The organism is Microbacterium marinilacus (genome assembly GCF_019753765.1).
Taxonomy (GTDB): Bacteria; Actinomycetota; Actinomycetes; order Actinomycetales; family Microbacteriaceae; genus Microbacterium; species Microbacterium marinilacus.
In genome coordinates this window covers 1-18,412 of sequence record NZ_JAIJZW010000001.1, presented here as the reverse complement: position 1 = coordinate 18,412, position 18,412 = coordinate 1, and the positions used below count along the sequence as shown (strand labels likewise).

Here is an 18,412-nt window from a genome sequence, read left to right as displayed (position 1 = left end):
TCAGAACCCTCCGAGAAGACCGGACGGGAGCGGCATCCCGAGCAGCATGTCGAATCCGATGTAGGCCAGCGAGCTCACGGTGAGCCCGACGGCGAGAACCTGGAGCGGCCGTGCGGCGCCGAAGCCCCGGGCGACGCCCCAGAAGAGCAGCCCCGCCGCGATGACCCAGCCGAGCAGGTCGAGCAGGAAGGCGAAGGCCAGGAAGGAGCCGACGACCCAGGCGAGCGACCGCGCATCGACGCGCACGGCGCGCGCCGGCCGTTCCTCGCCCGCGCCGTCGGCCTCCGCTTGGGCCGCCTCGAGCTCGGCGACCAGCGGGTCGGGCAGGGAGCGCACCTCGCGGATCGCGGAGACCACGAGGGCCGCGGCGAAGACGTAGAGGCCTGTCGCGATGATCGCGGGGAAGAACTGCGGCCCCGGGAAGACGGTGCCCTCCGGCACCCGCATGGTGAGGATCCCGACGACCAGGTAGGTGGCGAACGCGGCGATGATCGCCGGCATCGTGAGCCCCTTGAGCAACGCGGCGATGCCGGGAGCCGAGGTCAGCCGGAGCCGGTCGCCGATGACGGCCGAGGCCGCGGTGGGGTTGGCGGGGAAGGTCACAGTCCCATCTCCTCGTACAGAGCCCGGATGCGGGCCTCCTCGTCGTCGAGGAACGCCTCCAGCTCGTCCCCGGTGATGATGCGCTCGGTCCAGTGGTAGCGGTCGACGGCGTCGCTCCACTCCGGCGTGTCCACGCTCTGGAGGACCAGCTCGGTGAGGGCGGTGACGTCGTCGTCGTCGAGGCCCGACGGAGCCGAGAGCGAACGCCAGTTCGTCAGGGAGACGTCATAGCCCTGCTCGGCGGCGGTCGGGATGTCGATGCCCTCGACGGGCTCCTTCGCGACCAGCGCGAGCGCGCGCAGCCGGCCCGCCTCGATCTGGTCGATGTTGTCGGGATACCCGCCGGCCGCCGCGCGCGCCGTCCCGTTGAGGAGCGCCTGGATCGCCTCGCCGCCCCCGTCCGACGAGATGTAGGTGGTGTCGACGGGATCGATTCCGGCGGCGAGCGCGAGGTCGGTCACGACGAGCTGATCGAAGGAGCCGCCTCCGGTCCACGGGATCGACTTCGGGTCGTCCCGCCACGCCTCCACCAGATCGCCGAGCGTCTCGTAGGGCGAGTCCGCGGGGACGACGATGACGTCGTACTCCTCGACGACCACCGCGAGCGGGGTCACGTCGGCGAGCGTCGCGGCCGAGTCGAACTGGATCGTCGCGGCCAGCAGCCCCGTGCCGCCGACGAGCAGGTTGTTCGGCTCCCCCTCGAGCACCGATACGTTGCCGAGCGCGATGGTCCCGCCGGCACCCGGCATGTTGACCACCTGGACGTTGTTCACCAGGCCGTTCGCCTTCTGCGCCTGCTGCAGCTCGCGAGCGACGCCGTCCCAGCCTCCGCCGGCTGCCGCGGGGGCGACGATCGTCATGGAGGCGTTGATCTCCTGCCCGGTCGCGGCAGAGCTGATCGATCCGTACGTCGCCACGCCGACGGCGGCGGCCGCGACGGCGCCGCCGATGACCCGGCCGACCACGGAACGCGTGCTGGGGGACTTCTTCGTCATGGGGTTCCTTCCGCGCGGACATCGTCGTCTCCGCGAGATCGACCTAGGATGGCACCGCGCCGCCGACCCCCGGCCCCGCCACGGATTTGTTCTCTTTTCCGCGCATGCCGCAAGGTGGCGGCATGCGCTCACCGCCGCGAGGAGGCGCGCACGATGCCCTTCCGCCCGACCCAACGGGGCGTCCGACTGCTGATGCTCGTGCTGCCCTCGGTGATCACGCTCGCCGCCCTGTCGGTCACGACGGCGGTCGCGCTGTCCCTGCAGGAGAGCCGGATCCGCGAGGCGACCGCGGAACGGGTGCAGGAGGTCGCGACGAGTCTCGCCGTGCTGCGCGAGGTGCGCGAGGTGCTCGAGCAGGCGACGACCGCCGGGGCGCCGGACGACCTGGCCGATGCGGCCGATCTCGCCGACGCGACCGGGAGGCTGCAGCCGATCGCCGAGCTGGTCGCGCAGGCCGCCGGCGTCTACTACGTCGTGGTGACCGACGACGAGGGCGTCCGCATCACGCACCCCCTCGCCGCCGAGCGAGGCGTGCAGGTGTCCACCACGAACGAGTCGGTGCTGGCGGGAACGCCCTTCCTCGGCACGGAGACCGGCCCTTCCGGTCCGTCGTTCCGGGCGAAGGAGCCGGTGCGGGACGACGACGGCGACATCGTCGGCATGGTGGCGGTCGGTGTGCGCGAGGCGGACATCGCGGCGGAACGCGCCGACGCGCTGGGCGCGCTCCTGCCGTGGGCCGTCGGCGCTCTCGTCGTCGCGACGCTGGCCAGCTCGGTGCTCACGGCGGCCGTCGAGCGACGCTTCCGCCGGCTGGACGGGCTGGCCGCGGAGCACGCGCAGATGCAGCGCACGACGACGGCGCTGCGGGAGCAGGCGCACGAGTTCCACACCCGGCTGCACGTGGTCCACGGCCTCGTGTCCCGCGGGGACGCCGGCGGGGCGCTGGGATACATCGAGGGCGTGGTCCCGGTGGCGGGCGCGGACGCGGACCCGTCGGCGGACGCACCGCTCCTCGACGCGACGGTGCACGCGGTGCGCGCGGAACTGCTCGAGCGCGGAACCCAGGTGGAGTTCGAGCTGCGGGTCGCCGCGGACATCGACGACGAGGTCGTCACCGTGCTGTCGAACCTGTGCCGCAACGCCGGGGAGGCCGGCGCCACCCGGGTCCGGTGCACCCTGGAGGATCTCGCCGGCCGCCTCGTCGGCGCGGTCGAGGACGACGGGCCCGGAGTCGACGCACGCATCGCGTCGCGGATCTTCTCCCCCGGGTTCTCTTCGAAGCCGGACGCGACGGGGTGGGGGCGCGGGGTCGGCCTCGAGCTGGTGCGGCGCATCGTGACGTCGCGCGGCGGCACCGTCGAGGTGGGCTCGTCCGCGCTCGGCGGCGCGCGGTTCGCCTTCGACATGGCGGCCCAGCGATGACGGCCGACATCCGGGTCCTGGTGGTCGACGACGACCAGGGTGCACGCGCCCTGCACTGCAGGTTCGTGGCGGAGGCGCCCGGCTTCGCCGTCGCGGGCACGGCCGCGACCGGAAGGGAGGCGCTCGCGCAGGCGCGCGGCGTCGACCTCGTGCTGCTCGACATGCGCCTGCCCGACATCAGCGGCGTGGAGGTGCTGCACCGGCTCCGCACGCTCGGCGAGAGCGGTCCGGACGTGCTGGTCATCAGCTCGTCGCAGGATCAGACGACGGTGCGGCAGGCGATCGCCGCCCGCGTCAGGGGATACCTGGTGAAGCCGTTCACCCAGGCTGCGCTGCGCGAACGGCTGGAGCAGTATCGCGCGGCACGGCGAGACACCGCCGAGGCCGCGCGGGAGCGACCTCTGGCTCAGGGCGAGATCGACCGGCTGCTGGCGACGGGAGGCATCCGCACCGTCGCCCCCTCGGGGCGACGGCCCGCGACGGCCGCCGGCCTGCCGAAGGGCCTCGCGGAGCACACGCTCGCGCGCGTGGTCGCAGCCCTCGACCCGGTGGCGGCGATGTCGACCGCGGAGGTGGCGTCGGCGTGCGGTCTCTCTCGGGCGACAGCCCACCGCTATCTGACGCACCTGGTCGACGCCGGCGTGATAGACCTCGCCTACCGTTACGGCCGACGCGGCCGACCGGAGGTGCTGTACCGGCTGGTCCCGTCGGGCCGATGACCGCGACCCCGCGGCGTTCCTGAGACGAGAGGCCGGCCCGCGCCTCAGCCGGCCGACGGGCCGGCCGGCGCGCTCTCGGCGGCGAGCTCGCGCGCACGGGCCAGTGCGGCGGCGGTCGCCTCGCGGAACACCCCGTCGAGGCCGGCGTCCTGCAGCACCCCGATGGCCCGCTCGGTCGTGCCCTTCGGGCTCGTCACGCGGCGACGCAGCTCGGCGGGATCCTCGCCGGACGCCTCGAGCAGCGCCGTGGCTCCGATGAACGTGCCCTCGCTCATCCGTCGCGCATCGGCCTCGTCGAAGCCGAGACCGACGGCGGCGCGCGTCAGCTCCTCGATCAGCAGGAAGACGTAGGCGGGCCCCGAGCCGGACACCGTGGATAGGGCGTCGATCTGCTCCTCGGGGACCTCGATGACGGTGCCGACCGTCTCGAACAGCGCCCGCACCGTCGCGACGTCCTCCGCCGATGCGGCCGGTCCCGCCGCGAGGCCGGTGACGCCCTTGCCGACCAGCGACGGCGTGTTCGGCATCGAGCGCAGCGCCACGACGTCGTCGCCGAGGACCGACGCGAACGTCCCCAGCGTCACGCCCGCGGCCAGGCTCACGACGATCGCGTCCGGGCGCACGTGCGGCGCGATCTCGCGGAGCAGGTCGGGCACCATCGCGGGCTTCACCCCGACCAGCAGCACCCGCGCGTCCGCTGCCGCCCGCGCGTTCCCGTCGGGCTCGTCGGCCAGCGCGATGCTGCGCACGCCTTCCAGCTCGGCGAGCTCGGCGGCCTTCTCCGCCGTGCGGTTCGTGGCGACGATGCCGCCGTCGACCGGGATGCCGCTCGCGACGACGCCGCGCAGGATCGCGCCGCCCATCGAGCCGGCACCGAGGAACGCGAGCGAAGGCAGGGAATCGACCATGCCCCTCATCCTACGAAGACGTCGCATCCGTAGACTCATCGCCATGAGTGCAGAGCGCAGTGAGCACGGCGGCGGGCACGGCGGCGGAAAGGCGATCCTGGCCGCGTTCCTGGCGAACATGGGCATCGCCGTGGCGAAGTTCATCGGGTGGCTGCTGTCGGGCTCCGCCTCGATGCTCGCCGAGGCGATCCACTCCGTCGCCGACTCGGGCAACCAGCTGCTGCTCATGCTCGGAGGCCGGAAGGCGCGCCGAGCGGCCGACCGCGAGCACCCCTTCGGGTACGGGCGCGAGCGCTACGTGTACGCCTTCGTCGTGGCGATCATCCTGTTCTCCGTGGGCGGCCTGTTCTCGATCTACGAGGGCGTGGACAAGCTGACGCATCCGCACGCGCTCGACGAGCAGTGGTGGTGGCTGCCGCTGGTCATCCTGTCGGTCGCGATCCTGCTCGAGTCGTTCTCGCTGCGCACCGCCGTCAGGGAGAGCGCCGCGATCAAGGCCAAGGGTCAGTCGTGGATCTCGTTCGTGCGGCACGCCAAGGCGCCGGAGCTTCCCGTCGTGCTGCTGGAGGACGTGGCGGCGCTGTTCGGCCTCGTGTTCGCCCTCTTCGGCGTCGGGCTCACCGTCGTCACGGGCAACACCTTCTTCGACGCGCTCGGCACGCTGATGATCGGCTGCCTGCTGATCCTCGTCGCGATCGTGCTCGGCATCGAGACCAAGAGCCTGCTGGTCGGCGAGGGCGCCACGATGGCCGACTTCGACCGGATCGTCGCCGCGATCGAGAAGGGCCCGGAGGTCGAGAAGCTCATCCACATCAAGACGCTCTACGTGGGGCCCGAAGAGCTGCTCGTCGCCGCGAAGGTCGGCCTGCCGCAGGACAAGCTGCTGCTCGACGTCGCCTCCGACATCAACGCGGTAGAGGAACGCATCCGGGAGGCCGTGCCCGCGGCCCGCATCGTCTACCTCGAACCCGACGTGTACCGCCCGGCGGGGCTCCCCCAGCCCGAGACCGACGCGATCATCCTCAAGTCAGCCGACTGAGGCGCACGGGCTGACAGACTGGCCCGCATGGAGTACTGCGTCTTCACAGAGCCCCAGCAGGGCGCCTCGTACGACACCCAGCGCGTGTTCGCCCAGGCCGCCGAGAGGCACGGCTTCGACGGCTACTTCCGCTCGGACCACTACCTCGCGATGGACGACGCGGACGGCCTGCCCGGGCCGACCGACGCCTGGATGACCCTCGCAGGGCTGGCGCGCGAGACCGAGCGGATCCGGCTCGGCACGCTCGTCTCCTCCGCCACCTACCGCGTGCCGGGGATCCTCGCCATCCAGGTCGCGCAGGTCGACGAGATGTCCGGCGGACGCGTCGAGCTCGGGCTCGGGACGGGGTGGTTCGAGGCCGAGCACCGGGCGTACGGCATCCCCTTCCCGCCGAAGCGGTTCGACCTGCTGGAGGAGCAGCTCGCGATCGTGACCGGGCTCTGGGCGACGCCCGCCGGCGAGCGGTTCTCGTTCCACGGAGCGCATCACGACCTGACCGACTCCCCCGCGCTGCCCAAGCCCACGCAGGCGCGCATCCCCGTCATCGTCGGGGGCGGCGGGCCGCGGCGCACCCCGGCGCTCGCGGCGCGCTACGCGAGCGAGTTCAACATCGGGTTCCAGCCGGAACCGGTCGTGGCCGACAAGTTCGCCGGGGCGGTCGCCGCGTGCGAGCGCGCCGATCGCGACCCCGCCACGCTGAAGCTGTCGGTCGCGCTGCCGACGCTCGCCGGCCCGACGGAGGCCGACCTGGCGCGACGGGCGTCGGTCATCGGCCGCGACCTCGACGCGTTCCGCGGCGACACCAACGTCTGCGGCTCGTCGGCCGAGATCGTCGACAAGGTGGCGCGCCTGGTCGAGCTGGGAGCGGAGCGGGTCTACTTCCAGCTCCTCGACATGACCGACCTGGACCAGCTCGCCTATCTCGGCGAGGAGGTCCTGCCCCGGCTGCCGCACTGATCCGGCGGCGTCGCCGCCTCGGGCGGCTCGGAAGCCGGTCTAGGCCGTGCCGCTCAGAGCAGGTCGTTCTCCGCCTCTTCGATGACGCCGCTCCACCATGAATCCGGCCCAGTCGCGGTGCTATCAATCGCGTGTAGCCGCTTTCGGAGCTTCCTCAGCCGTGCGCGGTGAGAGAGCCCCTTGTCTGCTGGGGGCACGCGAGGACGGACCCGCCCCTCCCGGAAAGCACGAAGACGCTCCGCGGCCTGTTCAGCCGTCATCGTCACCGGCGTCGGGGCAGATGGCCCGGAGCTCAGATACTCCGCGAAAGCCTCGAGGAAGCCTTCGGTGGCCCTCCTGTCGCGGTTGAGCGGGAAACAAGCGCCTGTGGCAGGGTCGCACACCGATGTCGTCCCGTCACCGTTCTCCATGACCAGAAACTCTCCGTCGTGGACAGTACCGATTTCACGAGCCCCGGAATCGACGTTGTCCCTCGCTGTTACCAGGTACAGGCGGATGCCGAACAGATGCTCCTCACGCACGCCCTGGATCTTACCGAGGCGGACCGCAACAGCCTCAACTCCGCAGCGCCACCTTGATCAACACGCCCTAGGCGACGTCGCGCACGGCGGGCTCGAGGTCGGGCCAGGCGAAGCGGTAGCCGGCGCTCTCGAGGCGTTCGGGCACGACCCACCGGCTCTTCAGCACGAGCTCCGGCTCCGTGCGCAGCAGCCACATCGCCGGCTCGAGCATGAACCGCCACGCGGGCAGCCCGATCGGCATCCCCACCGTGCGGCGCAGCGTCGCCATCAGCGTGCGGTTATCGCGGGGGCTCGGGGCCGCGAGGTTCACGGGGCCGTCGAGGTCGTCGCGGGAGATCAGGAACCGCATCGCGCCGATCACGTCGTCGAGGTGGATCCAGCTGAACCGCTGACGGCCGTGCGTGCGGTGCCGGGGCGCGCGGCCGTCCCCGGACGGGTCGGTCCCGATCCCCCGGTAGCGGCGGCCTCCCCGGAACCACCAGCCGTCGATCTGCGGGCCGCCGAGACCGATCCGCGCGAGCCGGAGCAGCATCCTCGTCGCGGGCCCGTCGCCGAGCACGATCGCCATGCGCAGAGCCACGCGCCGCGTTCCGGGCAGCTCGCCGGCGAAGAGCTCGCGCTCCCACTCCCGCGCGACGTCCACGGAGAACCCGGTGCCGAGCTCTCCGGCCGACTCGGTGTTCGGCCGGTCCATCGCGTGGCGGTAGATCGTGGCGGTGCTCGCGTTCAGCCAGACGCGCGGCGGCCGCGCGGCCGCGGCTACCGCCTCCCGCAGCTCGCGTGTGGTCTCGACGCGCGAGCGCAGGATCTCGTCGCGGTTGCGATCCGTGTAGCGGCAGTTCACCGACTTCCCGGCGAGGCCCACGAGCACGTCGGCGCCGTCCACCGCCGCCGCGATGGCCGCCGCGTCGCCCCACCGCACCGGTCCCGATCTTCCGATCGTCCGCACCTCGTAGCCGTCGTCCTCGAGCGCGCCGACGACCGCCCGCCCCACGAAGCCGGAGGCCCCGGCGACCACCGCGACGCGGCTCATCGGCGCGCCTCGAAGAATCCGCGCAGCTGCCGCCGCGCCTCGTCCTCTCGCACGCCGCCGACCACCTCGGCGCGATACGGCAGGCGACGGTCGCGCACGACGTCGTACATCGAGCCGGCCGCGCCGGCCTTGTCGTCCCAGGCCCCGAAGACGAGCCGCGACACCCGCGCCTGCAGCAGCGCGCCCGCGCACATCAGGCACGGCTCGAGCGTGACGACGAGGGTGCAGCCCTCGAGGTTCCACGAGCCGGTGCTCCGGGCCGCCTCGCGCATCGCCACCACCTCGGCATGGGCCGACGGGTCGCAGTCCGCCTCGCGGCGGTTGCGTCCCTCTCCGATCACGGTTCCGGACGCGTCCAGGACGACCGCGCCGACGGGCACCTCGCCCGACCGGTCCGCCTCGGCGCCCAGCGCGAGCGCGCGCTCCATGGCGGCGGTGTCGCACTCCTGCGGGGTCATGGGACGAGCCTACGGTCTGCCTCGAGGCGGATCGGATTCAGGCAGCACGATCCGCGGCCGGTAGCCTGAGGTCATGCGCTTGCACGTCGCCGACCACCCGCTCATCACGCACAAGCTGACCGTGCTGCGCGACAAGAGCACCCCGTCGCCGGTGTTCCGACAGCTCACCGAGGAGCTGATGACGCTGCTCGCGTACGAGGCGACCCGGAACGTGCGCGTGGCGCCGGTCGAGATCGAGACCCCGGTCACGACGACCACGGGCGTGAAGATCAGCGATCCGCGCCCGCTGGTCGTGCCGATCCTGCGCGCCGGACTCGGGATGCTCGAGGGCATGACCAAGCTGGTGCCGACCGCAGAGGTGGGTTTCCTCGGCATGGCGCGCGACGAGGAGACCTTCGAGCCCGTCACCTACGCCGAGCGCCTGCCGGACGACCTGAGCGACCGGCAGTGCTTCGTGCTCGACCCGATGCTCGCCACGGGCGGGTCGCTGGGAGCGGCCATCGAGTTCCTGTTCCAGCGCGGAGCGCAGGACGTCACCGCCGTCTGCCTGCTCGGCTCCCCCGAAGGCGTGAACGCGATCCAGAAGCAGGTCGACGGACGCGACGTGACGCTGGTGCTCGGCGCCCTCGACGAGCGCCTCAACGAGAAGGGCTACATCGTGCCCGGTCTCGGCGACGCGGGCGACCGCCTGTACGGCACCGTCTGACGTCCCTCAGGCCCCACCGACCAGGCGCGCGAACACGCTGAGCCGGGTGACGCCCTCGGGCGTGTGCGGAAGGTCGTCGAGCAGGGCCGGCGAGTGGATCAGATAGGCCGCGACCTTCGCGCGGGAGACCGCGACGTTGAGGCGGTTCTGCAGCAGGAGGAAGTCCGAACCGCGGGGCGCATCGCGACCGCTCGAGGCCGCGAGGGTCACGATCGCCACGGCCGCCTCCTGCCCCTGGAAGCGGTCGACGGTGCCCACGCGCACCTCGTCGTAGCCGGCCGCGGCGAGGGAGTCCTCCACACGCTGCTGCTGAGCGTTGTAGGGAGCCACCACGATCAGGTCGGCCTGCGCCAGCGGCCTCGGCGGGCAGGCCGTCGAGGCGCCTCCGTCGCCGATCTCGATGTCGGTGTAGGCCCGGCCGAGCAGGTCGGCGACGATCCGCACGACCTCGTCGGCCTCCTCGGGTGACTCGGTCGCGTTGCCCCGATGTCGCACGGGCACGACGTGCAGCCCCGGCTCGACGCCTTCGACACCGCGCGTCTCGGCGGCGGGATGGGAGGCCAGGCGCCCGTCGTACGAGAGGTGCGACACGGCGGCGGAGACCTCGGGATGCATGCGCCACGACCTCGCCAGGAAGTATCCGTGGCTCTCCGGGATGACCTGCTCCCCGTCCATGACCCAGCCGAGCGCGGACGTGTCGACCGGCTCGGGATGGGTGCCCTGGCTCACCTGAGGCAGCTGCTGAGGATCGCCGAGCAGCAGCAGCCGCGAGGCCGCGAGAGAGACCGCGATCGTCGAGGCCAGTGAGAACTGCCCCGCCTCGTCGACGACGAGCAGGTCCAGGCTGCCACGCGGAACGCGGGCCTCGTGGGCGAAGTCCCACGCCGTGCCGCCGACGACGTGTCCGCCCGGGTGTTCGGCGGTGAACGACGCGACGCCGTTCTTCGGGATCACCGTGAACACCGGCTCGGCGTCCGTCGAGCCCGACTTCGGCGCCTTTGCGACCGATCCCGCCGGCACGCCGGCGGCGACGATGCGCTCGAGCATGTTCTCGACCACCGCGTGCGACTGCGCGACCACGCCGACCTTGAAGCCGTGCTCGTTCACGAGACGGGCGATCGCGTGCGAGCCCACGTAGGTCTTGCCGGTGCCGGGAGGCCCCTGCACAGCGAGGTAGCTGCGATCGAGGTCGCGGACGGCCGCGACGATGGCCGAGACGTCGTCGCGCTCTCCCGCCTCGCGTCCTGAGGGCAGCATGCCCGCTCTGGTGCGCGGCGGACGCCGCCGCAGGATGTCCGTCGCCGGCCCGGGCGGCAGCTCGTCGCCCGCAGCCAGCACCTGCTCGGCCCAGGCGTCGATCGCCTTCTGCTGATTGCCTGCCTGCGGGGGCGCGGACGGCGTGAGCGCGATCGGCAGGTCGTCCCAGGTCGCGCCGCCGATGGACGTCTCGGACACGACCACGCCGTCCTCGAGCTCTGCCAGCACGTCGACGCTGCGGCCGATGTGGATCCAGCGCGACGAGACGTCGGCCTCGAACGGAGCCGGACGCGGGTACAGCACGAACGGCTGCGCCCCCTCCTTGAGACGGGTGCCCGGAGCGAGGTCGCCGCGCAGCTCGACCACGCGCCGCACGGCGCGTTGACGCCCGCCCTCGGGCACGGCCCAGTCGTGCAGCACCCGGCTGCGGGCGGCGTCGACCGACACGACGTCGCGGGTGTCGGCCCAGAGCGAGAGGGGCTCGCGCAGCCGCTGGAAATGCGACTGCCAGAAGCTCTTGCGCTCGCGCGGGTAGTAGTCGATCGCGGCGGCTCCGAGTCGCAGGGCGACCGCGTCGGGAGCGTCCGGCGCAAGGTCCGCGGCCCGCGCGTCGAGCGAGACGGCGAGCGGCGAGGGCTCGTAGGCGAACGCCTCGTGCTCGTCCTTCGGGGCCGGCAGCACGCCGGCCTCCCGCGCGCGCTCGACGAGCCAGTCGCGCAGGCGCCGGGTCGACACGCAGTCGTACCGGTTGTAGTCGGCGAGGTCGTCGAGGATCTCCTGCGCCGTGCGTGTGTCGCCGGCCACGAGCAGCTCGCGCGCCTCGACATAGCGCAGGATCGAGTCGCCGCCCTGCTGGACGTCCTGCGTCCGCACCTCGCCGCCCATGTACAGCGGCTCGAGCTTCTTGATCGAGTAGGAGCGCGATCCGACGCGCAGCGCCCGGCGCACGATCGGGTAGAGGTCGACGAAGAGCTCCTCGCGGAGCATGCGGTCGACGTCGGCCTCGCGCACGCCGTGACGCGCTGCCATCGCCGCCAGGTGCGTCGGCTCGTACGGCGCGTAATGGTAGATGTGCATGTCGGGATGCGCCGCGCGGCGGGCGTCGACGAAGTCGCAGAACCGTTCGAGCGCCGCCTTCTCCTCGGCGAAGCTGTGCGCCCACAGCGGCGTGTACTGCTCCTGGAGGTCGACCCAGCCGAAGAGGTAGTCGATCCCGTACCTCTCGCTGCCCCACCGTCCGCCGTGCGTCGCGGACCCCGGTTCGCTGTAGAGCGGGTCGCCCTCGAAGTCGAAGAAGATGTCGCCCCGGTCGGGACGAGGCATGGTCGCGAGCGCCTCCGGCAGCACGACCTCGTATCGGGGCAACGCGACGGCGCCTTCCGGCTGCGAGGCCGCGCCCTCGGCGGCGCCGCCCTCGCCGGCGAGCTGCAGCCGCGCCTGTGTCCGCAGTCCCGCGAAGGTGTCGGGGCTCATCCCCGGGGGCGCCGCCGCCGCGCCGGCGAGCTCGTCGATCGAGCGGATGCCCGCGGCGCGCAGGCGCTCGCGCTGCACGGGACGCATGCCGGCGACGAGGAGCAGGTCGCGGTGGGCGACGACCTCCTGCTCGCAGGTCGCGCACCGGCCGCACGCGACCACGCCCAGATCGCCCCAGGCGACCGGATCGCCCGACGCCCCGAGGTCGAGGCGGCGATCGGCGATCAGCGCACGCAGTCGCGAGCGGCGAACGCGGAAGAGCGGCATCAGGTCGTCCACACGGTGCGTCGACGTCGTCCCGTCGCCCAGCAGCAGGTCGACCTCGTCCGAGCGCGGGACGCCCAGCCGGTCGAGCTGATCGGCGTATGCCGCGAGCTGCATCAGCGCGGTGACCTTCGCGCGACGAGCGAGCTTGGAGTCCTGCACCCGCCAGCGCCCGTCGGCGTCGCGAAGCAGGAAGTCTGCGAAGCCCACGAACTCATCGGTGGAGAACGCGGCCTGGAAGACGACGCGAGCAGACGGATCGGCCAGCGCCGCCGCCGTCGCCGCGGTGGCGACGGACATCGCCTCCGCGTCGCTCGCACGAGCGGCGGGGACCTCCACCACGGCGGAGCCGGAGTCGTTGCGGTAGGCGTCCAGCACCCGCGCCTCGTGGGCGTCGCCCATCCGCGCCGCACGCTCGAGCATCTCGTCCTCGGGCTCGTCCACCTCCGGCACGCGACCGAGGCGGGAGTCGAGCTTCCGAAGCCACGCGAACTCACACTCGGCGGCGACCTTCAGGTCGCTCGCGCTCCATACGACGCGCTGCTCGGTCTGGATGTATCGCACGTTCCGAGGCTAGACGCGGCGTCGGACATCCGGCGTCGACCGTGCACAGGCCGCGGCACCGACAGAGAGGGCCACGACGATCGGCCTCACGAGCTGACGGGCGTCGCGGAGCTCCGGCCCGCGCCGTACGCGAGCGCCCTCAGCAGCCATTCCGCGGGCCCGCGCCGTCCGGCCCGCTCGAGCGCCATCGCGACCCCGACCGAGACCAGCCAGACCGCGACCGCGAACAATGCGGCCTGCCACGGTGAGAGCACCCCGCCGAGCCCGAGACCCCACGCGCAGAGCACCGGCGCGAAGATCACCGACTGCAGCAGGTACGACGACAGCGACCGCTTGCCGACCGCGGCGAGCGCACGCCCGATCGCCCCCGGGGCGCGGCCCGCGCCGGCCGTCGCCAGAGCGAACAGCGCCACATAGCCGAGAGCGGCGAAGAGGCCGGTGACCGACTGGAGCATCACCGCCGTCCAGTCCGGGACGTCCCAGGCGCCGTGGTGCACCAGCAGCTCCGGGACGGCACCCGCCCAGCCGACGGCGACTCCCACGATGGCGGTGCGACGCAGCAGCGTGCGGTGCTCCCACGGCGCCTCGAGCACCCTCCTGCGTGCGAACACGATGGCCAGCAGGACGGCGGCGGGCACCACGAGCCCGATGACGCCCTGGCCGACGACCAGGGGCGCCCAGAACGCCAGGCGCGGCAGGATCGACGCCGTGTACGGGGAGATCCCCGCGAGCTGCGGCAGCGAGGCCTCCGTCATCGCGACGTACTCGGGCGGGATCGTGAGCCCGCCGACGATGCCGAGGGCCGCGCCGGCGGCCAACAGCGACACCAGCACGATCGCCCACGTCCAGAGCGTGCGATCGGCTCTGCGGAGGAAGAGCCAGACGACGATGAGGCCGATGAGGCCGTAGGCGCCCAGCACGTCGCCGTACCAGAGCAGCGCGGCGTGCACCGCGCCGAACACGATCAGCAGGAGATTGCGCACCTGGAGCAGCCGTCGCGCCGCCCTCTCGTCGCGCCCCAGCGCCTGCTGACGGGTGTAGAGCTGCCAGATCCCGTAGCCGAACAGGAACGCGAAGAGCGGATAGCTGCGTCCGTCGATCGCGATGATCGCGACCGACTGCCACACCGCGTCGAGCCCCGTCGTCCCGACACGGTGCGCGTTCACCGACGACGTGGTGTGCCCGTACAGGAACCACGACACGTTCGCGAGCGCGATCAGCAGCAGCATGAGCCCGCGGGCGACGTCGGGGGCCACGGCGCGACCCGCGGTCGTGGAGGACGTCTCGTGTCTCACCGTCATGGTTCTCCCCTCCGCGCGGTGAAGGCGCGTGGCGTCGGTCGCCGTCGTCCATCCTGGCGGGACGGCCGCGACCCCCACAACCTCGCCCGGTCGCGGCGGACCGCCCTCAGCGCTCCGGCGGGGCTTCGGCCTCGGCTTCGGCTTCGGCTTCGGCTTCGGCTTCGGCTTCGGCTTCGGCCGGATCGTCGCCTCGTCGGGCCGGTGCGACCGGCGCCGCGTCCGTGCGCCCGCGATGGCGGAGCGCGACGGCGCCGCCCGTCACCGCCAGCGCCCCCAGGAGCAGCAGCAGGCCGGCGAGCACCCACTCGGCACGCACCTGTACCATCGCGGGGCGCAGCCCGTCGTGCAGCAGGCGGCCGCCGTCCGGCAGGGCGAGCAGCACCACCCCGGCGATCGCCGCGGCGGCGAAGGCCGCCCCGAAGACGATCCCCGCCCACCGGGTGCGCGGCGCCGCGCCCGCTGTCGTCGTGTCGTTCTCACTCATCGTCAGTTCCCCCAGACATCGATGATGACGTCGCCCTGCTTCTGGTCGAGCACGATCGTCCGTGTCGGGACGTCCGCCCCGCCGTCGTGCGTCCAGCGGACGAAACCGTCCCGCATGGCGGGCTCGCTGGTGCGTGCGTAGCCGTCGTCGCCATACCTGTTGACCCAGAGCTGACCGCCGTCCCCCAGCGTGGCCTCGATCACGACGTCGACGTCGGCCTGCACCGAGATGCGCGTCTCGCCGCTGCCCTTCTCCACGGTCGTGACGCCGTCGCCGCCGTCCCAGGCCCCGACCTCGAGCTGGAGCGCGCCGAACGGCTGGACGATCTCGTAGGCGCCCTGCGGCGGATAGCGCACCGCGCCGGGCGGGACGAGCTCATCGAACGACGCGGCGAGCGCGCCCGTCCCGCCGACGGCGAGCAGCACGATGGCGACCGCGGCGAGGAAGCCGCTGCGACGGCGAAGCGCGCCCGCCAGCACCATGGCGAGCCCGACCGCGGCGGCCGCGCTCAGGAAGGCGGCGGGGATCGCGCGCTCGGACGCGTACGGCTGGAAGGCGAACCAGACGCCGACGCCCGCCAGCAGGGCGGTGCCGAGCGCGATCACGACGAACGAGACCGACGTGCGCGGCTTAGCCGCCCGCCGTTCCGCGCGCAGGCGTGCGGCCTCGGCCCGGAAGGCGGCGCGCTCGGCGACGAGCCGCGCGCGTGCCTCGGCGGCGGCGGCCTGGTCGCCGTCGGCCTGACGCCTGCGCCACTGCTCGTGCTGCTCGCGCCACGCGGCGTGCTGCTCGCGCCAGGCGTCGAGCTCGGCGGCCGACGCGAGCGCCGAGAGCGGCTCCGGCGGCTCGGGGGCGGAGGAAGGGGGCGGGGCGACACCCGAAGTCGCCCCGCCGGAGACGGCGGCTGTGCCCGACAACCCGCCGTCGTCCCCCGCGAGGGGGAGATCTGCGCGCGCCGGCCGACGCCGGCGCACAAGCCATGCCACGACCGCCGCGACGGCGCCCAGGATCGACAGCCCCAGCAGCCACCCGCCGAGCTCCCAGACGAAGCGTCCCGGGTAGGAGGACTGCGCGATAGCCTCCATCGCCGACGTGCCGAGGGCCGTGTGCGCGATCGCCAGCAGCACGGCGCCGAGCACGCCCAGGAGCGCGGGGCCCGAGCCCGCGCGCATCTGCAGCGGGATGCGACCCCTGTCGTCCGGGACGAGCGCCCAGGCCAGCGCGTACGCCCACAGCAGCGGGAAGCCGAGGACGGTCAGCACGACCGCCACGCCGCGGACGATCAGGACGTCCACGCCGATGCGCTCGGCGACGGCGAGGCACAGGCCTCCGGCCCAGCCGTCTCCCCGCACGAAGCCGAGGGAGCGGATCCAGGTGAACACGCCCGCCTCGCGATCGCCCGCCGGCGGGGTGTCCGCCGGGGCGCTCGGACGCTGCGGCGTGGTGGTCGATTCGGTCATGATCCGATCGTGCCCCGCGGCACGCGTCGGGTTCTATGAGGGGTCACCCTGATCCATCCCGGAAACCTGCGCCGCGCCGCGTGCCCGGATGGTTTCATGGCACCCATGACCGTCATCCCGGCCACCGGACGACAGGGCCCGCCCATGGCGCCGGCCGCGCCGTCGCCGTCCGCGCCGCCTCCGCTGAAGCGCCCCCACGACATGCTGCTCTCGGGCACCGCCCAGGCGCTCGCCGACCACCTCGGCTGGCGCGTCGGCGCGGTGCGCACGATGTTCGTCGCGACGACGCCGATGCTGGGGTTCGGCGCGCTGCTCTACCTGTGGATGTGGGCGACCGTGCCGCGGGAGGCGGCCGAGAAGCGCACCACGCGCCGTGTGCCGGCCGCCTGGGCGATGCTGGCGTCCGCCGCCGTGCTGCTCGTGTCGTCGTTCGGCCGCTACCACGACGGGACGGGGCCGGGCTGGCTGCCGCCCGCGAGCCTCCTGCCCGTCTATGCGACGGTGCTGCTGAGCGTCGGGGCGGGCGTCTGGTCGGCGCTCGTGGATCGCCGCGACCCCGCTCGCGGGACCGGGCACGACATCGCCGTGCGGGCGGTCGCGACGGCGCTCGCCCTCGCCACGGTGCCGGTCTTCCTCTCGTCGGCCTACAACGGACGCGGCGACTTCCTGCTGCTCATGCTGATCAGCGGGCTCGGCGCGATGCTCGGCGCTGCGGCGATCTGGGCGCCGAACCTGGTGGCACGCCTCGGCGAGCTGCAGACGGCGCGCGTCAGGGCGATCCGGGACGAGCACCGGGCCGAGATGGCCGCGCACCTGCACGACTCGGTGCTGCAGACGCTCGCGCTCATCCAGAACCGCGCGGGGGCTTCCAGCGAAGCGGGGCGGCTGGCCCGCGCGCAGGAGCGCGAGCTGCGCGCGTGGCTGTACGACGGCGACACGCCCGCCGACAGCGACCTCGCGACCGACCTGCGCGACTACGGCTCGGCGCTCGAGCTCGACTACGAGACGGTGATGACGGTCGTGTCCGCCGGCGTGTCGACGGAGCGGGCGAGCGGAGAGGTCGCCGCGGCCGCACGAGAGGCGATGCTCAACGCCGCACGCCATGCCGGCGGCGACGTCGCCGTCTACATCGAGGGGTCCGCGGGCGCGGTCGACGTCTTCGTGCGCGACCGCGGCGACGGGTTCGACCCGCAGGACGTGCCCGCCGACCGGCTCGGCGTGCGCGAGTCGATCGTGGGGCGGATGCGCCGGATCGGCGGCTCGGCGACCGTGACGTCGGGAGCGGGCGGCACCGGCACCGAGGTGCACATCCGCTACCCCGCGGGAGGTGCCCGTGGCTGAGCGGACGGCCGTCCCGTTGCGTGTGGTGATCGTCGACGACCACTCGATCTTCCGCTCGGGGCTGCGCCATGACCTCGACCGCTCGATCGACGTCGTCGGCGAGGCGGCGGACGTCGCCGAGGCGGTCGCCGCGATCGCCGAGCGGCAGCCCGACGTCGTGCTGCTCGACGTCCATCTGCTGGGTGCGGAGACCGACGAGACCGGCGGCGAGGCCGTGCTGCGGGAGGCGGCGCCGCTGTCGCCCGCGACGCGGTTCCTCGCCCTGAGCGTGTCGGACGCCGCCGAGGACGTCGTCCGCGTCATCCGCGCGGGCACCCGGGGCTACATCACCAAGGGGGCCTCGGGGATCGAGGTGTCGAGCGCCGTGCGCACCGTCGCCGACGGCGACGCGGTCTTCTCGCCCCGGCTCGCCGGCTTCGTCATCGATGCCTTCGGCGCCGCCGCCGGCGAGACCGCGGCGACCGACGACGAGCTCGACCGGCTCTCGGCGCGCGAGCAGGAGGTGATGCGGCTGATCGCCCGCGGATACTCCTACAAGGAGGTCGCGGCCGAGCTGTTCATCTCGATCAAGACGGTGGAGTCGCACGTCTTGGCCGTGCTGCGGAAGCTCCAGCTGTCTTCGCGCCACGAGCTCACGGCGTGGGCGTCGGCCCGCCGGCTGCTCTAGCTGTAGTGCCCAGGGTCGTTGTTTGATCTGATTGCCGTGATGTGACGAGAACCTCCCGGCAGAGTGGAGCTGCTACCGCTTCCGCTCTGAACCAGGAGGTTCTCGTGTCTCATGCTAATGCGGCCTTGACGCCGCGCCAACGGCTCCGCCTTGCCCGCAAGGTCGTCGACGAGGAGTGGACGGTCGCTGCGGCGGCTGGCTACTTCCGCGTCTCGTGGCCGACTGCCGACAAATGGGCAC

General features: G+C 72.9%; 17 protein-coding genes and 1 pseudogene. 8 read left to right on the top strand and 10 right to left on the bottom strand.

Features of this window, described 5'->3' with window-relative positions:
* Together K5S26_RS00090 and K5S26_RS00085 are read right to left on the bottom strand one after the other, a co-directional pair.
* A complete protein-coding gene (locus K5S26_RS00090) occupies nucleotides 1-603 on the bottom strand; it encodes a tripartite tricarboxylate transporter TctB family protein (protein WP_221854854.1) in 603 nt (200 codons plus the stop codon).
* Nucleotides 600-1,598: a tripartite tricarboxylate transporter substrate binding protein gene (locus K5S26_RS00085; protein ID WP_221854852.1), complete on the bottom strand. Its 999-nt coding sequence runs from the start codon at nucleotides 1,596-1,598 to the stop codon at nucleotides 600-602. The genes K5S26_RS00090 and K5S26_RS00085 overlap by 4 nt, the downstream gene beginning before the upstream one ends.
* A 153-nt stretch (nucleotides 1,599-1,751) precedes the next feature.
* Here K5S26_RS00085 and K5S26_RS00080 point away from each other — a divergent pair, with 153 nt between their 5' ends.
* Both K5S26_RS00080 and K5S26_RS00075 read left to right on the top strand, forming a co-directional pair.
* Nucleotides 1,752-3,020 (top strand): ATP-binding protein, encoded by a 1,269-nt coding sequence (locus tag K5S26_RS00080; protein WP_246603398.1) that lies wholly within the window; start codon nucleotides 1,752-1,754, stop codon nucleotides 3,018-3,020.
* Nucleotides 3,017-3,739 carry a response regulator gene (locus tag K5S26_RS00075; protein ID WP_221854850.1) on the top strand — a complete coding sequence of 241 codons (723 nt, stop codon included), beginning with the start codon at nucleotides 3,017-3,019 and terminating at the stop codon, nucleotides 3,737-3,739. Before K5S26_RS00080 ends, K5S26_RS00075 begins: the two co-directional genes overlap by 4 nt.
* 44 nt (nucleotides 3,740-3,783) lie before the next feature.
* Here the strand turns inward: K5S26_RS00075 and proC are convergent, their stop codons facing one another.
* Nucleotides 3,784-4,647: a pyrroline-5-carboxylate reductase gene (gene proC, locus K5S26_RS00070; protein WP_221854848.1), complete on the bottom strand. Its 864-nt coding sequence runs from the start codon at nucleotides 4,645-4,647 to the stop codon at nucleotides 3,784-3,786.
* A 43-nt stretch (nucleotides 4,648-4,690) separates the two neighbouring features.
* On the opposite strand from proC, the gene K5S26_RS00065 reads away from it, so the two are divergent.
* Both K5S26_RS00065 and K5S26_RS00060 read left to right on the top strand, forming a co-directional pair.
* Nucleotides 4,691-5,686, top strand: coding sequence for a cation diffusion facilitator family transporter (locus tag K5S26_RS00065; RefSeq protein ID WP_221854846.1), 996 nt, complete (start codon nucleotides 4,691-4,693; stop codon nucleotides 5,684-5,686).
* A gap of 27 nt (nucleotides 5,687-5,713) precedes the next feature.
* The gene (locus tag K5S26_RS00060) at nucleotides 5,714-6,643 is read left to right on the top strand and encodes an LLM class F420-dependent oxidoreductase (protein WP_221854844.1); all 930 of its coding nucleotides are present in this window, start codon (nucleotides 5,714-5,716) and stop codon (nucleotides 6,641-6,643) included.
* A gap of 53 nt (nucleotides 6,644-6,696) precedes the next feature.
* Here K5S26_RS00060 and K5S26_RS00055 read toward each other — a convergent pair whose 3' ends face one another.
* The 3 genes from K5S26_RS00055 to K5S26_RS00045 form a co-directional block, all read right to left on the bottom strand.
* Complete coding sequence (locus tag K5S26_RS00055; protein ID WP_221854842.1) at nucleotides 6,697-7,164, bottom strand: hypothetical protein; 468 nt, start codon at nucleotides 7,162-7,164, stop codon at nucleotides 6,697-6,699.
* Between the two features lie 67 nt (nucleotides 7,165-7,231).
* Nucleotides 7,232-8,197: an epimerase gene (locus K5S26_RS00050; RefSeq protein WP_221854840.1), complete on the bottom strand. Its 966-nt coding sequence runs from the start codon at nucleotides 8,195-8,197 to the stop codon at nucleotides 7,232-7,234.
* Complete coding sequence (locus K5S26_RS00045) at nucleotides 8,194-8,655, bottom strand: nucleoside deaminase (RefSeq protein WP_246603397.1); 462 nt, start codon at nucleotides 8,653-8,655, stop codon at nucleotides 8,194-8,196. The genes K5S26_RS00050 and K5S26_RS00045 overlap by 4 nt, the downstream gene beginning before the upstream one ends.
* A gap of 73 nt (nucleotides 8,656-8,728) precedes the next feature.
* Here K5S26_RS00045 and upp point away from each other — a divergent pair, with 73 nt between their 5' ends.
* Nucleotides 8,729-9,361: a uracil phosphoribosyltransferase gene (upp, locus tag K5S26_RS00040; RefSeq protein WP_221854838.1), complete on the top strand. Its 633-nt coding sequence runs from the start codon at nucleotides 8,729-8,731 to the stop codon at nucleotides 9,359-9,361.
* A gap of 6 nt (nucleotides 9,362-9,367) precedes the next feature.
* On the opposite strand, the gene K5S26_RS00035 is transcribed toward upp, so the two are convergent.
* The 4 genes from K5S26_RS00035 to K5S26_RS00020 form a co-directional block, all read right to left on the bottom strand.
* The gene (locus K5S26_RS00035; protein WP_221854836.1) at nucleotides 9,368-12,919 is read right to left on the bottom strand and encodes a TM0106 family RecB-like putative nuclease; all 3,552 of its coding nucleotides are present in this window, start codon (nucleotides 12,917-12,919) and stop codon (nucleotides 9,368-9,370) included.
* 86 nt (nucleotides 12,920-13,005) lie between these two features.
* Nucleotides 13,006-14,220, bottom strand: coding sequence for a DUF418 domain-containing protein (locus K5S26_RS00030; protein WP_221854834.1), 1,215 nt, complete (start codon nucleotides 14,218-14,220; stop codon nucleotides 13,006-13,008).
* 106 nt (nucleotides 14,221-14,326) lie between these two features.
* Nucleotides 14,327-14,704, bottom strand: coding sequence for a hypothetical protein (locus K5S26_RS00025; protein WP_221854832.1), 378 nt, complete (start codon nucleotides 14,702-14,704; stop codon nucleotides 14,327-14,329).
* Between the two features lie 2 nt (nucleotides 14,705-14,706).
* The gene (locus K5S26_RS00020) at nucleotides 14,707-16,164 is read right to left on the bottom strand and encodes a PspC domain-containing protein (RefSeq protein ID WP_221854830.1); all 1,458 of its coding nucleotides are present in this window, start codon (nucleotides 16,162-16,164) and stop codon (nucleotides 14,707-14,709) included.
* 96 nt (nucleotides 16,165-16,260) lie between these two features.
* Here K5S26_RS00020 and K5S26_RS00015 point away from each other — a divergent pair, with 96 nt between their 5' ends.
* From K5S26_RS00015 to K5S26_RS00005, 3 genes and pseudogenes are all read left to right on the top strand, one after another.
* Nucleotides 16,261-17,505 carry an ATP-binding protein gene (locus tag K5S26_RS00015; RefSeq protein WP_246603396.1) on the top strand — a complete coding sequence of 415 codons (1,245 nt, stop codon included), beginning with the start codon at nucleotides 16,261-16,263 and terminating at the stop codon, nucleotides 17,503-17,505.
* Nucleotides 17,498-18,172, top strand: coding sequence for a LuxR C-terminal-related transcriptional regulator (locus K5S26_RS00010; protein ID WP_308122701.1), 675 nt, complete (start codon nucleotides 17,498-17,500; stop codon nucleotides 18,170-18,172). Before K5S26_RS00015 ends, K5S26_RS00010 begins: the two co-directional genes overlap by 8 nt.
* Before the next feature lie 104 nt (nucleotides 18,173-18,276).
* A pseudogene (locus K5S26_RS00005) lies at nucleotides 18,277-18,412 on the top strand (leucine zipper domain-containing protein); the annotation flags it as partial.

Coding starts and splice junctions, on each gene's coding strand:
- K5S26_RS00085 (WP_221854852.1), bottom strand. CDS start 1,598: ATGACGAAGAAGTCCCCCAGCACGCGTTCCGTGGTCGGCCGGGTCATC.
- K5S26_RS00080 (WP_246603398.1), top strand. CDS start 1,752: ATGCCCTTCCGCCCGACCCAACGGGGCGTCCGACTGCTGATGCTCGTG.
- K5S26_RS00075 (WP_221854850.1), top strand. CDS start 3,017: ATGACGGCCGACATCCGGGTCCTGGTGGTCGACGACGACCAGGGTGCA.
- proC (WP_221854848.1), bottom strand. CDS start 4,647: ATGGTCGATTCCCTGCCTTCGCTCGCGTTCCTCGGTGCCGGCTCGATG.
- K5S26_RS00065 (WP_221854846.1), top strand. CDS start 4,691: ATGAGTGCAGAGCGCAGTGAGCACGGCGGCGGGCACGGCGGCGGAAAG.
- K5S26_RS00060 (WP_221854844.1), top strand. CDS start 5,714: ATGGAGTACTGCGTCTTCACAGAGCCCCAGCAGGGCGCCTCGTACGAC.
- K5S26_RS00050 (WP_221854840.1), bottom strand. CDS start 8,197: ATGAGCCGCGTCGCGGTGGTCGCCGGGGCCTCCGGCTTCGTGGGGCGG.
- K5S26_RS00045 (WP_246603397.1), bottom strand. CDS start 8,655: ATGACCCCGCAGGAGTGCGACACCGCCGCCATGGAGCGCGCGCTCGCG.
- upp (WP_221854838.1), top strand. CDS start 8,729: ATGCGCTTGCACGTCGCCGACCACCCGCTCATCACGCACAAGCTGACC.
- K5S26_RS00030 (WP_221854834.1), bottom strand. CDS start 14,220: ATGACGGTGAGACACGAGACGTCCTCCACGACCGCGGGTCGCGCCGTG.
- K5S26_RS00025 (WP_221854832.1), bottom strand. CDS start 14,704: ATGAGTGAGAACGACACGACGACAGCGGGCGCGGCGCCGCGCACCCGG.
- K5S26_RS00020 (WP_221854830.1), bottom strand. CDS start 16,164: ATGACCGAATCGACCACCACGCCGCAGCGTCCGAGCGCCCCGGCGGAC.
- K5S26_RS00015 (WP_246603396.1), top strand. CDS start 16,261: ATGGCACCCATGACCGTCATCCCGGCCACCGGACGACAGGGCCCGCCC.